Source organism: Proteus sp. G4415, assembly GCF_963896075.1.
GTDB classification, from domain to species: Bacteria; Pseudomonadota; Gammaproteobacteria; order Enterobacterales; family Enterobacteriaceae; genus Proteus; species Proteus mirabilis.
In genome coordinates this window covers 1-17,627 of record NZ_CAWQOK010000005.1, presented here as the reverse complement: position 1 = coordinate 17,627, position 17,627 = coordinate 1, and the positions used below count along the sequence as shown (strand labels likewise).

Sequence of the window (17,627 nt, the reverse complement as noted above, 5' to 3'; positions counted from 1 at the left end):
CGTAGCGATACGTTGAGCTAACCAGTACTAATGAACCGTGAGGCTTAACCTGACAACACCGAAGGTGTTTTGTCAGAGAGACGAAACAATAAAGTCAGCTTGTTTAAGATTGAATTACTGGTTATAGACTGTGATAACAGAAGATAACGGGTAATAAACCGACCAGTTTGTCTGGAACAAACTGGAACAGTGCGGAGCACTGGCCCCGAAGGGGTGAGTCTCAGGATGAGACGAATAATTACAGAATTTGAAGAATTCTGCTTGGCGGCCATAGCGCGGTGGTCCCACCTGATCCCATGCCGAACTCAGAAGTGAAACGCCGTAGCGCCGATGGTAGTGTGGGGTCTCCCCATGTGAGAGTAGGGAACTGCCAAGCATTAAATAAGACGAGAAAGCCAACCCTCTGGGTTGGCTTTTTTGCGTTTAGAAGATCGTATTTTACCTTGAGTCATGCTAACACTTTTTTATAGTTAAGTATCAATTTCAATAAGAGAGCAACTAAGTAATATTTTTACTCCATCGAGTAAACTGCTCTATACCAAGAGCCATTAATATATGGCAGAACCATGCACTATAGTTTTCAGGATGTTTTTCTACATCATGATAAAGCTCGTTTAATGAAATCCAACGATGATCCATAACTTCATCGGGATGACACTGTGGTGTTTTATCACTAAAGCCTAAAAAAAGATGATCAAACTCATGCTCAATAAGATCATCCGTGACTTTCTCATTATATAAAATCGTACCAATAGGTTGCATATCACACTGCATACCTAATTCTTCATTTAAACGCCGATGTATTGCTTGTGATAGAGGTTCATTGGGTAAAGGATGGCTACAACAAGTATTCGCCCATAGACCGCCAGAGTGATATTTAGTCAGTGCTCGTTGTTGGATCAACATTTGTTGCTTAGAATTGAAAATAAATAATGAAAAGGCTCTATGTAAGGCACCAGTAATATGTGCCTCCAGCTTGGGCATGGTTCCTAGCTCATTGTCATTTTTATCAACGAGGATCACGGCGTCTTTCACAAAAATCACCTTGGTAAAAATAAAAGAGAGTTATAACGCGAATATACCATGCATGTATATCAAATAATGGTTAATTGTGTTGTTCCTTTAATGGTATTAGTGGGTAACGCTACTGATAACATCATAATATAGTTGTTTAGTTTTCTAGGTTTAATTGAAGGTTTAAGGGAAATTATCTTCTTTACGATAAGCTATCTTGCCATTCTATAAAATTTATTATTTTATTAACATGTTGTTTTCTTTAAACTAAATAGAATATATTGATAATATCTATTACAGAGTTTACTAGATTCGAATTCTGATGAGGGGTAAGATAAATGTTAATTCTGCTACTTACTGTAGCAAAATCTAAATAAAGGAATTTAGTTATGTCTTCTATATTACCTCGCTCTGTAACATCCCCTAAAAAATTCTTTATTGGTAGTCAATTACTTGCTTCTGTTGGTAATTATATGAAAGATTTCGGAGATAATGCTTTTATTATCAGCGATGAATTTTTCCTAGAAAAAGTAAATAAAGAAGCTTTGTCGTCAATTAAAGAAAATGGGCTATCTGGTTTCGTTGAAAAATTTAATTACGAATGTACAGAAGCTGAAGTGGATCGCTTGGGTAAAATTGTTGTTGAAAATAAAGCGAATGTTATTATCGGTATCGGTGGCGGTAAAACATTAGACGTATCTAAAGCGGTTGCTTATTATCATCACCTCCCTGTTATTTTATTCCCAACGATTGCTTCTACAGATGCGCCTTGTACGGCTCTTTCTGTTCTTTATAAAGAAAATGGTGAATTTGATAAATACTTATTTTTACCTCAGAACCCTGATATGGTGATTGCGGATACCGCGATTATTGCTTCTGCACCACAACGCTTCTTCTCTGCAGGTGTCGGTGATGCTTTAGCCACTTATTTTGAAGCACGTGCTTGCTATCAAGCTGATGGACTTAATTTAGTTAATCAACGTCCATCACGTACAGGTTTAGGTCTAGCACAATTGTGTTTTGAAATATTGAGTGAAAATATTGATAAAGCAATGGATGCTGTGCGCCATAAAATTACCACACAAGCTTTAGAGCAAACTATTGAAGCGACTATTTATTTAAGTGGTGTGGGGGCTGAAGCAGGTGGTTTAGCAGCCGCTCATGCGGTCAATAATGGTATGTCTGCAGTTGCTTCCTTACATCATGTGCAACATGGTGAAAAAGTGGTATTTGGATTATTAACACAATTAGTGTTAGAAAATGCGCCACAAGAAGAAATTGATGAAGTTATTCGTATTATCAAAGCGGCTGAATTGCCATTAACGCTTGAAGATATGGGAATGAAAGAGTTTATTGAAAGTGAATGGCGTAATGTAGCGAAAATTGCTTGTGCAGAAGGTGATACCATGGGCAATATGCCTATGAAAGTGACTGAAGAAGATGTCTACAACGCAATGATTGCAGCGAATGCATTAGCGCATCGCTATAAATAATCTCAAGTATTTTTTTTGAATATAAAACCCCAAATAAATTGAATTTGGGGTTTTATTTTAATCTAAAGTTGGGTTCATCTGTGCCAGATCAAATGGTGTAATTTGATAAACATAATAATTTAGCCAATTTGCAAAGAGTAAATGGCCATGACTACGCCAAGATACAAGAGGTTTTTTATTAGGATTATTATCGGGAAAATAATTTTCAGGTAGTTGTGGTGCTAATCCAGCTTTAACATCACGATGATATTCGTCAGCTAATGTATTGGGATCGTATTCTGGGTGACCTGTGGCAAAGACAACTCGTTTATCTTTAGATGCGAATAGGTAAGCCCCTGCTTGCTCTGATGTTGCTAATATTTCTAAATCTGTATTTTGTTGAATAAACTCAACAGGAAAACCAGCATAACGTGAATGAGGGGCAAAGAATGTTTCATCAAACCCACGAGTCAGTAACGCGAAAGGATCACATGTTGTATGACGATATACCCCAGAAATTTTTTGTTTTAAGGTATATTTAGGTAAGTCATATAAAATATTTAGGCCCGCTTGAGCGGCCCAACAAATAAAAAGTGTTGAAGTAACATGCTCTTTTGCCCATGTAATGATTTCTTTTATTTCCTCCCAATAAGCCACATCTTCAAATTCAACTAAACCTAATGGTGCTCCCGTTACAATCAAGCCATCAAAATTCTGTTCTTTAATTTGGGCAAAATCACAATAAAAAGTATCAAGATGCTCAACAGGTGTATTTTTGGGAACACGAGAATCAATACGCAATAATTGGATATCAATTTGTAATGGACTATTAGAGAGCAACCGTAGAAATTGATTTTCTGTTTCTATTTTTTTGGGCATCAGATTGAGTAACAGTACTTTTAAAGGACGAATATCTTGAATACTCGCTCTACTTGATGTCATGACAAAGACATTCTCATTGCGTAAACAACTCACTGCGGGTAGTTCGTCTGGTACTCTGATTGGCATCTCAATAACCTCTAAAAAAACATCTAGACATCTAGAAGCCTGAATTTAGCCAATTCAGATCTAAAAGTCGAGGTGTAGATGCTGTATATGAAGAATATTCATATAAGTAAATGTTATAAGCCGATCTTTATGTGATCTTCGCATGATTTTAGTTTGTTTAATCATTCAACAAACCAAGATCCCTCGAGTTATTTTTGAAATAGCCATTTTTATTCAGCCAAAAAACATTGGTGTAATCACATTGTTAAAAAATGTTTAAATAAAAATGGAATTCATTTTTGATTTTTGTAAAAACTGCATTAATCTTAATCAGGTGTGTAAAAGATTTTAGGGGAATGCAGAATGTCACAATCATTAACTACAGAAGCATTAAGCTTCACAAAACCTTTTGGAATAGCTGAAAAAGAGATATTAAATCATGATGTTGAGTCATTTTTAACTGATTTGGTCAGTCAGTTTTCAGAACGTCGTGACACCTTATTAGCAGAAAGAGAAATTTGGAAACAAAAAGTGGATAATGGAATGCTTCCTGATTTTATTTCAGAATCAGATTCCATTATAAACTCAGAATGGAAAGTGAATCCAATTCCTAAAGACTTGCAAGATCGTCGGGTCGAAATTACAGGCCCCGTAGATCGTAAAATGGTGATCAATGCATTAAATGCTAATGTAAAAGTATTTATGGCAGATTTTGAGGATTCACTTGCCCCGACATGGGATAAGGTTATTGATGGCCAAATTAATTTACGTGATGCTGTCAAAGGAACAATTTCCTACACCAATGAACAAGGTAAGTGCTATCAACTAAAAGCATCGCCTGCGGTGTTAATTGCTCGAGTCAGGGGATTACACTTGCCTGAGAAGCATGTGCTATGGCAGGGAAAACCTATTCCTGGGTGCTTGTTTGATTTTGCCTTATATTTTTACCATAACTATAAAACATTACAGGCAAAGGGCAGCGGGCCTTATTTTTACATTCCTAAATTACAAACTTGGCAAGAGGCAAAATGGTGGAGTGATGTTTTTCATTTCACTGAAAAACGCTTCGGTTTAGCCAGCGGAACTATTAAAGCCACAGTATTAATTGAAACTTTACCTGCGGTATTTCAAATGGAAGAGATCTTATTCCATATGAAAGAGCATATTGTGGGCCTTAATTGTGGACGTTGGGATTATATCTTTAGCTATATCAAAACGTTGAAGAATTACCCTGATCGTGTGTTACCGGATAGACAGGGTATTACTATGACTCAACCTTTCTTAAGTGCTTATTCCCGACTACTTATTCAAACTTGTCATAAACGTGGTGCATTTGCGATGGGAGGAATGTCTGCTTTTATCCCCAGTCGCTCTGCGGAGCAAAATGGTGTCATTTTACAAAAGGTATTTGAGGATAAAGAGCTTGAAGCAACTAATGGTCATGATGGTACTTGGATAGCTCACCCTGGATTAGCCGAAACGGTGTTATCTGCGTTTGATGCGGTATTAGGAGAGCGAGCAAACCAACTTGATGTACAACGTCATGAAAAGATCACCGCAGAAATGTTATTGGCCCCTTGTGAAGGTGAAAGAACAGCAACAGGAATGAGAGCGAATATCCGTGTTGCTGTGCAATATATTGAAGCGTGGATCTCAGGTAATGGTTGTGTGCCTATTTATGGGCTAATGGAAGATGCCGCCACGGCAGAGATATCTCGAACCTCTATTTGGCAATGGATCCGTCATCAAAAACCATTATCGGATGGACAGATTGTAACAAAAGCGCTTTTTCGCAACATGTTGAAAGAAGAGCTGGAGGTAATTCGCCAAGAAGTGGGTGATACCCGCTTTGAGCAAGGTCGTTTTAAAGAAGCAGCGACCTTAATGGATAACATTACTACCCAAGATGAATTAGTCGATTTTCTGACTTTACCGGGTTATCAACTTTTAAATTAAAAAAGATACGTCATAACGTATTTATAAACTGCAAATATAAAACATCATCACTACCAGATTTATAGGAGTTATTTTATGTCTATGAGTAGATCAGAGCAGATTGCCCAATTAGAAAAAGAGTGGGAACAACCTCGCTGGAAAGGGATCAAACGTCCTTATAGCGCAGAAGATGTCATTAAATTACGAGGTTCCGTTAACCCTGAACATACCTTAGCAAGACGTGGTGCGCAACGGCTTTGGTCATCATTAAATGGTAAGTCGAAGAAGGGATATGTCAATGCATTAGGTGCTTTAACAGGAGGGCAAGCATTACAGCAAGCTAAAGCGGGATTAGAAGCCATTTATCTATCTGGTTGGCAAGTGGCGGCTGATGCGAATACTGCTGCCAGTATGTACCCTGATCAATCTTTATACCCGGTGGACTCTGTACCCAATGTTGTTCAGCGTATTAATAATACGTTTAGACGAGCTGATCAAATTCAGTGGTCAAATGGTATCGGCCCTCAGCATAAAGATTATATTGATTTTTTCCTTCCTATTGTTGCTGATGCAGAAGCGGGTTTTGGTGGTGTACTTAACGCATTTGAATTAATGAAAGCAATGATTGAGGCGGGTGCAGCAGGCGTTCACTTTGAAGATCAGTTAGCCGCAGTGAAAAAATGCGGTCATATGGGCGGAAAAGTCTTAGTACCTACGCAAGAGGCTGTGCAAAAGCTGGTGGCAGCACGTTTAGCGGCAGATGTTTCGGATGTTCCTACCTTATTGGTTGCCAGAACTGATGCGGATGCGGCCGATCTCTTAACTTCAGATTGCGATCCTTACGATAGTTCATTTTTAACTGGTGAGCGTACCGCTGAAGGTTTTTTCTGTACTCATGCAGGAATTGAGCAAGCCATTAGTCGAGGGCTTGCTTATGCCCCTTATGCCGATTTGGTCTGGTGTGAGACTTCCACGCCAGATCTGAAAATGGCGGCTAAATTTGCCGAAGCGATCCATGATAAATATCCCGGTAAAATGTTAGCGTATAATTGCTCTCCATCTTTTAACTGGAAAAAGAATCTTGACGATAGCACGATCGCCCATTTCCAAGATGAGCTTTCTGCGATGGGGTATAAATTCCAGTTTATCACTTTAGCGGGTATTCATAGTATGTGGTTCAATATGTTCGATTTAGCGCATGATTACGCTAAAGGTGAAGGTATGAAACACTATGTTGAAAAGGTACAAGAAAAAGAATTTGCTGCACTATCGAAAGGCTACACCTTCTCATCTCATCAACAAGAAGTGGGCACCGGCTATTTTGATAAAGTGACGACGATTATTCAAGGTGGTATGTCATCTGTTACGGCATTAACTGGCTCTACTGAAGAGCAACAATTCTAGTTCTTACTGTGATGCACTTTTGTGGTGATAATTCAGGAGCAGGATGCTCCTCTTTTTCATGAGGTCAGTTGATGACAGCTGAAGACTTAGTCGCTCAAACGATCTTACAAGGCTTTGATGCACAATATGGGCGTTTTCTTGAGATAACGTCAGGTGCTCAATATCGTTTTGAGCAAGCAGATTGGCATGGTATTCAATTGGCGATGAAAGAGCGCATCCGCTTATACGATAATCATGTTGGATTAGTTGTGGAACAACTTAGATGTATCCGACATGATATTGATAAAGAAAGTGTTTTCTTACAAAAAGTCAAAGAGCGATACACACAATTATTACCTAACTATCCCCGTTTTGAAATCGCTGAAAGTTTTTTTAATTCAGTTTATTGTCGTCTATTTCATCATCGAGAGCTTAATAAAAAAAACTTATTCGTTTTTTCATCACAACCTGCGTATCGTTTTGCGCAAGCCCCTCGCCCTTTATCAAGAACGTTTGTTATACAAAGTGATTTACCCGCATTATTGCAAGATATTTTATCGCGCCTACCTTTGCGTTTACCGTGGCAAAATAAATCGCGAGATATTCAATTTATTTGCCAAACGCTCTATGCGCAATTTAGCCATGAGGAATTACAAAATGCGGTATTTCACATTGCTAATGAGCTATTTTACCGTAATAAAGCGGCATGGATGATTGGTAAGATAGCGATAAATAATCAATTCATTCCCCTGTTATTACCTATTCATAATATTGAACAGCACTTAGTTATTGATACCTGTTTAACGACAACAGATGAAGCCAGTATTGTATTTGGCTTTGCTCGTTCTTATTTTATGGTTTATGCGCCATTTCCCGCGGCATTAGTAACATGGTTACGGGATATTCTCCCTGAAAAGTCTATTGCTGAGCTCTATATGTCGATTGGTTGTCAGAAACATGGCAAAACTGAATATTACCGTGAATACCTTGCTTTTATGAATTTTTCATCGGAACAATTTATTGAAGCTCCGGGGGTAAAAGGAATGGTGATGCTCGTTTTCACACTGCCTACTTACGATAGAGTGTTTAAAGTGATCAAAGATAGGTTTGCGCCACAAAAAACAATGACTGCAGAGCGTGTCAAAGAGTGCTATCGCTTGGTGAAAGAGCATGATCGTGTTGGGAGAATGGCGGATACGCAAGAGTTTGAGAACTTTGTTATTGATAAAAAGCGGATCAGTAACGACTTAATGGCGATCTTAGAACAGGAGATCCCCAACAAATTAGAAGATCTAGGTGATAAGTTACTGATCAGCCATCTGTATATGGAACGCCGTATGACGCCACTTAATATCTATATGGAGCAGTGTGACAATAAACAGTTAAAAGCCGTGGTTGAAGATTATGGCCAAGCACTTAAAGAGTTGATTGCCGCAAATATTTTTCCTGGTGATATGTTATTTAAGAATTTTGGCGTGACACGTCATCATCGCGTTATTTTTTATGATTATGATGAAATAAGTTATATGACAGATATGAATTTCCGTGCCATTCCTCCCGCTCGCTATCCTGAAGATGAACTGGCCAGTGAGCCTTGGTATAGCGTTGCTGAAAATGATGTTTTTCCTGAAGAGTTTCGTTACTTTTTATGTTGTGATAAGCAAGTATGTCATTATTTTGAAGCTCAACATCGTGATCTTCTTTCACCTGAATACTGGCAACAACAGCAGCAAAGAATTAAACAAGGGTATATTGAAGATGTTTACGCCTATCCACAAAGTAAACGTTTTATTGATAACGATATCTGTTAATAAAACAGAGTAATAAAGATAGATAATCGAATGATATACCTATCTTTATTGGGTAATAATTAAAGCATTAAATTAATGTTGAGCGCCAGCAACAGCTTCTTTTGCTAGCTCAGTAATACGTTGATAATCCCCTGCTTTCACAGCATCACTAGGAACTAACCAAGAGCCACCGATACAAAGTACACTTTCCAGTGCAAGGTAGTTACGGTAGTTTTCAGGCGAAATACCGCCGGTTGGGCAGAAACGTACTTGTGAGAATGGTCCTGCAATTGCTTTTAATGCTTTAACGCCACCATTAGCTTCTGCTGGGAAAAACTTAAATTCATTTAAACCGTAACTCATACCGAGCATTAATTCAGAAACAGTCGAGATACCAGGGATAAGAGGAATAGAGCCTGCTACCGCAGCTTTTAATAGCGCATCGGTTAAGCCTGGGCTAATGGCAAATTGTGCACCCGCTTCTGTGACTTGGGCTAATTGTTGAGGGTTGATCACTGTCCCTGCACCAACAATGGCTTCTGGTACTTCTTTAGCAATGCGACGAATAGCTTCAATAGCGCAGTCTGTACGTAGTGTCACTTCTAAAACTTTTACGCCACCGGCGACTAACGCTTTTGCGACAGGTACAGCTTCTTCAATATGATTAATAACAATAACAGGAACAACGGGCCCTGATTTTAGTACAGACTCTGCACTTGTATTCCAATGATTCATCTTTATCTTTCCTAATCAGAAATAATGAAGAGCAAATAAATAGGCTTGCTCCTCATTAGGCAATGAAAACTTTATGTATTAAAAATCAATACAGCAAGCACCTTGTTCAGCACCTGATAAATGGCGACGTAAATTAACGAACAACTCACGACCGCAACCGCTATTGTTTGCGCTGAGATCAGGTATTTCGGTTTGGCGAGCTTCTAAGGTTTGTTCATCAACTAAGAGTGTTAATTCACCTGTTTTGCCATTAACACGAATAATGTCACCATCTTGTACTTTTGCTAATAGTCCACCGTTTACCGCCTCTGGTGTTACATGAATAGCGGCAGGAACTTTACCTGATGCACCAGAAAGACGGCCATCTGTGACTAATGCCACTTTATAGCCTTTATCCATCAATACCCCTAAAGGAGGCATGAGTTTATGTAATTCTGGCATCCCATTGGCTTGGGGACCTTGATAACGCACAACGACTACACAATCTTTATTCAATTCACCGGCGCTAAATTTAGCGGCAATATCATGTTGGCTATTAAACACAACAGCAGGTGCTTCAATAATTTTATTTTCATCAGGCACCGCCGACGTTTTCATCACTGCTCGACCTAAATTACCTTCCATCACCTGTGTTCCGCCGTGTGAAGAGAATGGCGTATTGATATCGGCAATCACATCTTTATCTAAAGATTGTATTGCACCTTCACGCCAATCAAGTTTACCTTCATTTAGCCACGGCTCTAAGGTATAGCGTTCAATACCAAATCCTGCCACCGTATTGACATCGCGATGAATTAAGCCTTTTTTCAGTAATTCACGAATAATAAGAGCAAGACCACCTGCCGCTTGGAATTGGTTAATATCTGCCGGACCATTAGGATAAATACGAGCAATTAATGGCACAACTTGTGATAATTGAGAAAAATCATCCCAATTAATCATAATGCCCGCCGCCCGTGCCATTGCCACTAAATGCATGGTGAGATTTGTTGAGCCACCTGTGGCTAACAGCACAATAATACCGTTAACAATCACCTTTTCGTCAACTAATTGACCAATAGGTAAATAATTCCCCGAGTTTTCTGTTAAGCGTACAATTTGTTTTGCTGCCGCTTCTGTTAATGCTTCACGTAATGGAGTATCTGGATGAACAAAAGAGGAGCCAGGTAAATGTAAGCCCATTGCTTCCATCACCATTTGATTTGAGTTTGCTGTACCATAAAAAGTACAAGTTCCCATACTATGGTAAGAGGCTGCTTCTGCTTCTAATAAAGCATTACGATCGACCTTGCCTTCTGCATACAGTTGGCGAATACGCACCTTTTCTTTATTGGGTAAACCACTGGTCATTGGACCTGCAGGGACAAAAATTGCAGGCAGATGACCGAATGACAGTGCTGCCATAGTAAGCCCTGGAACGATTTTATCGCAGATCCCTAAATAAAGGGCGCCATCAAACATATTATGAGATAACCCTACAGCTGCAGACATGGCAATAACATCGCGACTTAGCAGTGATAGCTCCATTCCATCTTGCCCTTGTGTCACACCATCACACATCGCAGGCACACCACCAGCGACTTGACCTACAGCACCAACAGTATGCAATGCCGCTTTAATTTTTTGTGGATAATCTTCATAAGGTTTATGAGCGGATAACATATCGTTATACGCAGTAATGATGGCGATATCATTATGAACCATATTCTTAAGTAAATTTTTATCTTCACTTTGACAGGCGGCAAAACCATGAGCCAAATTACCGCAAGCTAACTGGGCACGGTGTACGGTTTGGCTTTTAGCAGCTTCAATTTTTTTCAGATAAGCGCGACGAGTTATTTGTGAGCGAGCAACAATACGTTCAGTCACTTGTTGTACGGTTTCGTTTAATGCGGCGAAGTTGTTCTGAAACTGGTCATGATTTTTCGGGTTCATAATAGTGCTTCCTTTATTCACACAGGGTGACGGCATTACTTATTGCTATAAGAAAAAATATAAGCGCTTAGCAATAACTTGTTACCGGTAACATTGTTACGGGTAACAAGCTCAGTTGCAATACTCTTAAACCAAGCTTAAACAACATCTGTGATCGATATCAATTTTTTAAGATGATAAGTAACAGTTTTTTAATATTTAACGGCTAAAAATGAAAAAAAACGATTTTTGCATAAGCTGAATCGTTTTATTTAAGGAGAAGCCTTCCTAATTTGTACATAAATAAATAGAAAGGCCTAGCTGGGTTAACTTTTTACACCACCATATTCACGGCTGATCTGCTTAGCCGCTTTTATCACCAGTGCACCTAATTCCGTAATGCGTGAATCTGTCATTCTAGATACGGGGCCAGAGAGTGAAATAGCGGCAAAAGGCTGGTGGTGTTCATCATAGATACAAGCGCCAATACAACGTAAACCTAATGCATGCTCTTCATCATCAAAAGAGAAACCTTGTTTACGAGCTTGTTCTAAATTCTCTTTTAATGCGGAAGGTAAGGTTTTGGTATAAGGGGTATAGGCCATCAGACCTTTTTTCTGTAAAAGGGGGAGTAACTTATTTTCCGGTAAAGTGGATAGAAATGCTTTACCTGCACCAGATGCATGCATTGGCAACTTGCCGCCAATTGGGGCAGACATTCTCATTAATGCATTACATTGTACTTGGTCGACAATCACCGCATCAAATTCAACTTGATCAAGAATAGCCAAATTAACGGTTTCACCAGAATCTTCCATTAATTGACGCAATATAGGGTGCACCATAACCAGTAGGTTACGGGTTTGCAGAAAGCTACTACCGACAATAAAGGCATGAGTGCCCACTACCCATAAACCTAAATCACCTACTTGGCGTACAAAACCATGTTGTTGCAAAGTAGTAAGTAAGCGGTGAGTAGTGGAATTGGGTAGTCCTGCTTGAAAAGCTAAATCAGTTAAAGCAATACCGCCTGGAGATTCGGAAATATATTCCAATAATGTTAAGCCACGGCTTAATGACTGAACGGGGCCACCTTGTGCAGTACTTTGAGTTGCGGGTGTTTTTGGCTTACGAGCTTTTTTATTGGTAGGGGAGACGGTCATACTTACACTCCAGAAATACTGTCCATATTATCCTCTATTATGACCTATATAACGTAATAAAACTCCTCTGATCTGTATATTTTTCAAAACAAAGCATATGAAAACAAATATTGATGTTATCGGGTTATGGTTAGGTGAAAATCTCTCATATTCCTCTTAGGAATCTTTGCAAAGAGATATGATAGGATAAAAAAACAACGAACTTGCTATATAACGAAAATAACAACAACACAATATTCTTTGGTAGAGGAAGCAATGTGACCATGATAACTCAGCAGCTTACGCAAGCATTAGCCAAACGTATCTTAGTCCTTGATGGCGCAATGGGAACCATGATCCAGCAATATCAGCTGGCAGAAGAAGATTACCGAGGTGAACGTTTTGCCCATTGGCAATGTGATGTTAAAGGGAATAATGACCTTTTAGTCTTGACGCAGCCGCAGATCATTACTGAAATTCATAATGCTTATTTTGAAGCCGGTGCAGATATCGTGGAAACAAACACCTTTAATGCAACCTCTATTGCCATGGCTGATTATCAGATGGAAGGGTTATGTGCAGAATTGAATGAAGAGGCTGCTAAACTTGCCAGAGCCTGTGCTGATAAATGGAGTGCATTAACGCCAGATAAACCACGTTATGTTGCAGGGGTATTAGGGCCAACCAATAGAACAGCATCCATTTCTCCGGATGTTAACGATCCCGCGTTTCGTAATATCTCATTTGATACATTGGTGATGGCTTATCGAGAGGCGATCTGCGGACTCATTAAAGGAGGGGTGGATTTAATTATGGTGGAAACCATTTTTGACACCCTAAATGCTAAAGCGGCTATTTTTGCGATTAAATGTGAGTTTGATAATCTTAATATTGAATTACCGGTGATGATCTCAGGGACTATCACTGATGCGTCAGGTAGAACATTAACAGGGCAAACCACAGAAGCCTTTTATCACTCACTACGTCATGCCGACGCGTTATCATTTGGTTTAAATTGTGCGCTAGGGCCAAAAGAATTACGCCAATATATTCAAACTCTCTCACAAATATCAGAAACTTATGTCAGTGCTCACCCTAATGCTGGCTTACCTAATGCCTTTGGCGGATATGATTTAGATGCCAATGAGATGGCGGAACAAATCAAGGAGTGGGCGCAAGCTGGGTTTCTTAATATTGTCGGTGGTTGTTGTGGCACAACCCCTGCCCATATTCAGGCTATTGCTCAAGCGGTTGATGGCATAGCACCTAGAACATTACCTGTCATTAAAAAAGCCTGTCGACTCTCAGGTCTTGAGCCTTTGGTCATTGATGATAATTCGCTGTTCGTCAATGTGGGGGAACGAACGAATGTGACAGGTTCGGCTAAATTTAAACGTTTAATAAAAGAAGGTAATTACCAAGAAGCCCTTGATGTTGCTCGTCAGCAAGTTGAAAACGGTGCTCAAATCATCGATATCAATATGGATGAAGGCATGTTAGATGCGATAGAAGCAATGACACGTTTTCTTAATCTTATTGCGGGTGAACCCGATATTGCCAAAGTCCCGATTATGATTGATTCGTCAAAATGGCAAGTCATTGAGGAAGGATTGAAATGTATTCAGGGTAAGGGAATAGTCAATTCGATTTCGATGAAAGAAGGGGAAGCCCTTTTTATTGAGCATGCAAAATTAGTTCGTAAGTATGGTGCTGCGGTTGTCGTGATGGCGTTTGATGAAATAGGGCAAGCAGATACTCGAGAGCGAAAAATAGAAATTTGTCGGCGTGCGTATTATCTATTAACTGAAAAAGCTGGATTTCCACCAGAAGATATTATTTTTGATCCCAATATTTTTGCTGTAGCAACGGGTATTGCTGAACATAATAATTATGCAGTTGATTTTATAGAAGTTTGTGCGGATATTAAATCTCAACTGCCTTATGCTTTAATTTCTGGCGGTGTTTCTAATGTGTCATTCTCTTTTCGGGGCAATGATCCCGTTCGGGAAGCTATCCACTCCGTTTTTCTCTATTACGCTGTAAAAAATGGTATGGATATGGGGATTGTCAATGCTGGGCAGCTCGCTATTTATGACTCATTACCGGATGAACTACGTAATGCGGTAGAGGATGTTATTTTAAATCGCCATGCAGAGAGTACTGATAATTTACTGGCACTCGCAGAGCGTTATCGTGGTACTAAAAGTGAGGAACAGCACTCTACGTTTGCGCAATGGCGACAATGGGAGGTCGAAAAGCGCCTAGAGTACGCGTTAGTGAAAGGGATCACCGAATTTATCATTGAAGATACCGAAGCGTGCCGCCAACAAGCTTCGAGTCCTATCGAAGTGATAGAAGGGCCATTAATGAATGGCATGAACACAGTGGGCGATCTGTTTGGTGAAGGTAAAATGTTTTTACCCCAAGTAGTAAAATCGGCACGGGTGATGAAACAGGCCGTAGCTTACCTTGAACCTTATATTCAAGCGACAAAAAAAGCAGGCAGCTCGGCAGGAAAAGTGTTACTGGCGACAGTAAAGGGAGATGTCCACGACATTGGCAAAAATATTGTCGGAGTGGTGTTGCAATGTAATAACTATGAAATTATCGATCTGGGGGTCATGGTACCTTGCGATAAAATCTTGCAAACAGCCATTGACGAAAATGTTGATATTATTGGATTGTCTGGATTGATCACTCCATCACTGGATGAGATGGTGAATGTTGCTAAGGAGATGGAAAGACGCGGTTTTTCTCTTCCTTTAATGATTGGTGGTGCGACAACATCGAAAGCGCACACGGCAGTAAAAATTGAACCTAATTACAGCCACCCAACCGTTTATGTGCAGAATGCGTCAAGAACGGTCGGGGTGGTCGCTGCATTATTATCGGCCACACAAAAGGCTGATTTTGTCGCTAAAACACGCCATGAATATGAAGTGGTACGTCAGCAGTATGCGAGAAAAAAACCGCGTACGCCTCCCGTTTCCTTAGCGACAGCTCGTGCCAATGCATTGCAGCTTGACTGGCAACACTATACGCCACCTAAGCCGAACCAATTAGGGGTACAACAAGTTACAGCCAATATTGAAACTTTACGTAAGTATATCGACTGGACACCTTTCTTTATGACTTGGTCATTGGCGGGGAAATATCCACGTATATTAGAAGATGAGGTTGTCGGAGAAGAGGCAAGACGCGTTTTTGCAGATGCGAATGCCATGTTGGATAAACTCAGTCGTGAAAAATTACTGACTCCGAAAGGTATCGTTGGTTTATTCCCTGCTAATCGCCTTGGTGATGACATTATTATTTACCAAGATGAAACGCGACAGCATGAGCTATTACGTTGTTGTCATTTACGCCAACAAACAGAAAAAAAAGAGTACCCTAACTATTGCTTAGCAGACTTTATTGCCCCTGTGGATAGTGGTCTTGCTGACTATTTTGGTGCTTTTGCAGTTACCGGCGGTCTAGAAGAAGATGCACTCGCTAATGGGTATGATAATGCTCATGATGATTACAATAAAATTATGGTAAAAGCGCTATCCGATCGTCTTGCAGAAGCTTTTGCCGAATATTTGCATCAACAAGTGAGAACCAAGATTTGGGGTTACAGTCCTGACGAAGCGCTCTCTAATGACGAGTTGATTAGAGAAAAATATCAAGGAACACGACCTGCACCGGGATATCCGGCTTGCCCAGAGCACACAGAAAAAGCAAAAATTTGGCAACTGTTAAATGTAGAAAATCGCATTGGTATGAAGCTTACTGATGCTTACGCGATGTGGCCGGGGGCTTCGGTATCGGGTTGGTATTTTAGTCATCCTGAAAGTAAATATTTTGCCGTCGCTCAAATTCAAAAAGATCAGGTAGAAGATTACGCCAAACGTCGTGGTATGAGTATGAGTGAAGTTGAGCGTTGGTTAGCCCCTAATTTAGGTTATGAGCCTTAATTAAACGGTATCTGAAGATTGTAATAATGTAATAAATAACAAGGTGATAATCATATCCCCTTGTTATTTTCTCTCGCAGTTCCCATTAAAGATGTATAAGCTGTAAGCCTGTATCAGAAAAAAGGACATGATGATGAGTTATACTTTGTATCTTCAGCAAACCCCAACAGTTGGCACTAAAGTTCCTTTTCCTTCTTTAGCCAAAGGAAATTACCCATTAAATGAAGTTATCATTAATGCGTTTTTAAATCTGATGCAATTAACAGGGAATTTGGATACAGATGCATTATTAGATGAAAAAATGTTTGATAAGATTTGGCTTAAGGCTGAAATGACACCGGCGCGCATGGAAGAAATTGGTGACTATATTTATCATCATATTCCTACACATCCAGCCCCCCTAGAAGAAGAAATCACACTATTTAAGCAAGCTATGCAAGAAGAAGAGGCATTGTTAGCTAAAGAGAGTGAAAAAGAAGGGTGTATTCCAATTTATAAGTTTGCTACAAATGATGGTTGGATTGTGACACCGAAAGAGTGTGAGATTATTGCCTCAGCACTTACAGCTAAGCTTCTTGAAGATAACCATGTATTTGTGGAACAAGTGGCTAAGATGTCTCATATTGCATATCGCTCGTTAGAAATCGCGTTGATTGATTTTGGTAAATTTAATCAATTTGCTAAAAAATATGGTGGTTATCGGGTATATTAAACGATGAAAGTAGGCTTTTTATAAGGAGCCTACTTAAGATGACTAACAATTAGAGAATAATGATTAATACTTTACGTAACTACTTTATTTGATGGTTTTTCTTTATCTATTTTTTTGATAATATCAGAATATAATTTTGATTTTAAATTATCTTCTACATTTTTAAACCATATGTTGTCATATATTTTCTTCATGTTGTGAATGCATTGAATATCAATTTCACTGAAAGATATATTTTCCTTTTTTATATAAAATGGTTTATGTTCAACGTAATATAAAAAATCTATTGTGGTGATTTTAGATAATGATCTACGATTATTTAATTCAGTACGCTGTTTTATTAAATCATCCTTTATATCCTTTATATTACTTATATTGTTTGAAATATTAGATAATAATGTTTTATTCATATTTGTAATATCCTTTTGGGAAGAAGGATACGGTAGGTGTTTTGTCTTGAATGAATTCAAATCTCTTTTATATTGTTGTAGATTTTTATTTTCCTGATCAAGTATCCTATCAATAAATTCAATATTTTTTTCTATTTCACTAAGTCCTTTTCCTATCAATGGTTGTTTATTTATATT

12 protein-coding genes and 1 rRNA gene are annotated in these 17,627 nt (G+C 39.1%); 7 read left to right on the top strand and 6 right to left on the bottom strand.

What is annotated here, in order from left to right; all coding sequences use genetic code 11:
- Positions 1–260: 260 nt before the first annotated feature.
- Positions 261–376: ribosomal RNA gene (gene rrf, locus AACU95_RS00325) — 5S ribosomal RNA — on the top strand.
- Positions 377–498: 122 nt separating this feature from the next.
- Here the strand turns inward: rrf and idi are convergent.
- Positions 499–1,044, bottom strand: coding sequence for an isopentenyl-diphosphate Delta-isomerase (gene idi / locus AACU95_RS00320; protein ID WP_004245930.1), 546 nt, complete (start codon positions 1,042–1,044; stop codon positions 499–501).
- A 359-nt stretch (positions 1,045–1,403) separates the two neighbouring features.
- Here idi and AACU95_RS00315 point away from each other — a divergent pair, with 359 nt between their 5' ends.
- Positions 1,404–2,507 (top strand): glycerol dehydrogenase, encoded by a 1,104-nt coding sequence (locus tag AACU95_RS00315; protein WP_004245929.1) that lies wholly within the window; start codon positions 1,404–1,406, stop codon positions 2,505–2,507.
- A 57-nt stretch (positions 2,508–2,564) separates the two neighbouring features.
- On the opposite strand, the gene metA is transcribed toward AACU95_RS00315, so the two are convergent.
- Complete coding sequence (gene metA, locus AACU95_RS00310; RefSeq protein WP_004245927.1) at positions 2,565–3,494, bottom strand: homoserine O-acetyltransferase MetA; 930 nt, start codon at positions 3,492–3,494, stop codon at positions 2,565–2,567.
- A 342-nt stretch (positions 3,495–3,836) separates the two neighbouring features.
- Between metA and aceB the strand changes: the two genes are divergently transcribed.
- The 3 genes from aceB (at position 3,837) to aceK (ending at position 8,602) form a co-directional block, all read left to right on the top strand.
- Positions 3,837–5,429: a malate synthase A gene (aceB, locus tag AACU95_RS00305; RefSeq protein WP_004250096.1), complete on the top strand. Its 1,593-nt coding sequence runs from the start codon at positions 3,837–3,839 to the stop codon at positions 5,427–5,429.
- Between the two features lie 75 nt (positions 5,430–5,504).
- Entirely contained in the window at positions 5,505–6,812 is a 1,308-nt protein-coding gene (gene aceA, locus AACU95_RS00300; RefSeq protein ID WP_012368498.1) for an isocitrate lyase, read from the top strand.
- 71 nt (positions 6,813–6,883) lie between these two features.
- The gene (gene aceK / locus AACU95_RS00295; RefSeq protein ID WP_060961229.1) at positions 6,884–8,602 is read left to right on the top strand and encodes a bifunctional isocitrate dehydrogenase kinase/phosphatase; all 1,719 of its coding nucleotides are present in this window, start codon (positions 6,884–6,886) and stop codon (positions 8,600–8,602) included.
- Between the two features lie 72 nt (positions 8,603–8,674).
- Here aceK and AACU95_RS00290 read toward each other — a convergent pair whose 3' ends face one another.
- The 3 genes from AACU95_RS00290 to iclR form a co-directional block, all read right to left on the bottom strand.
- On the bottom strand, positions 8,675–9,316 hold the full coding sequence (locus AACU95_RS00290) for a bifunctional 4-hydroxy-2-oxoglutarate aldolase/2-dehydro-3-deoxy-phosphogluconate aldolase (protein ID WP_004245923.1): 642 nt from the start codon (positions 9,314–9,316) through the stop codon (positions 8,675–8,677).
- A 78-nt stretch (positions 9,317–9,394) separates the two neighbouring features.
- Positions 9,395–11,251 carry a phosphogluconate dehydratase gene (gene edd / locus AACU95_RS00285; RefSeq protein ID WP_004249150.1) on the bottom strand — a complete coding sequence of 619 codons (1,857 nt, stop codon included), beginning with the start codon at positions 11,249–11,251 and terminating at the stop codon, positions 9,395–9,397.
- A gap of 305 nt (positions 11,252–11,556) precedes the next feature.
- Positions 11,557–12,393 carry a glyoxylate bypass operon transcriptional repressor IclR gene (gene iclR / locus AACU95_RS00280; RefSeq protein ID WP_004245921.1) on the bottom strand — a complete coding sequence of 279 codons (837 nt, stop codon included), beginning with the start codon at positions 12,391–12,393 and terminating at the stop codon, positions 11,557–11,559.
- Positions 12,394–12,656: 263 nt separating this feature from the next.
- Here iclR and metH point away from each other — a divergent pair, with 263 nt between their 5' ends.
- Together metH and AACU95_RS00270 are read left to right on the top strand one after the other, a co-directional pair.
- A complete protein-coding gene (metH, locus tag AACU95_RS00275) occupies positions 12,657–16,328 on the top strand; it encodes a methionine synthase (RefSeq protein ID WP_161737141.1) in 3,672 nt (1,223 codons plus the stop codon).
- 133 nt (positions 16,329–16,461) lie between these two features.
- Positions 16,462–17,040 carry a hypothetical protein gene (locus tag AACU95_RS00270; protein WP_004249153.1) on the top strand — a complete coding sequence of 193 codons (579 nt, stop codon included), beginning with the start codon at positions 16,462–16,464 and terminating at the stop codon, positions 17,038–17,040.
- Between the two features lie 71 nt (positions 17,041–17,111).
- Here AACU95_RS00270 and AACU95_RS00265 read toward each other — a convergent pair.
- Positions 17,112–17,627: hypothetical protein (locus AACU95_RS00265; RefSeq protein ID WP_161737140.1), on the bottom strand; the 516-nt coding region annotated here is incomplete at its 5' end.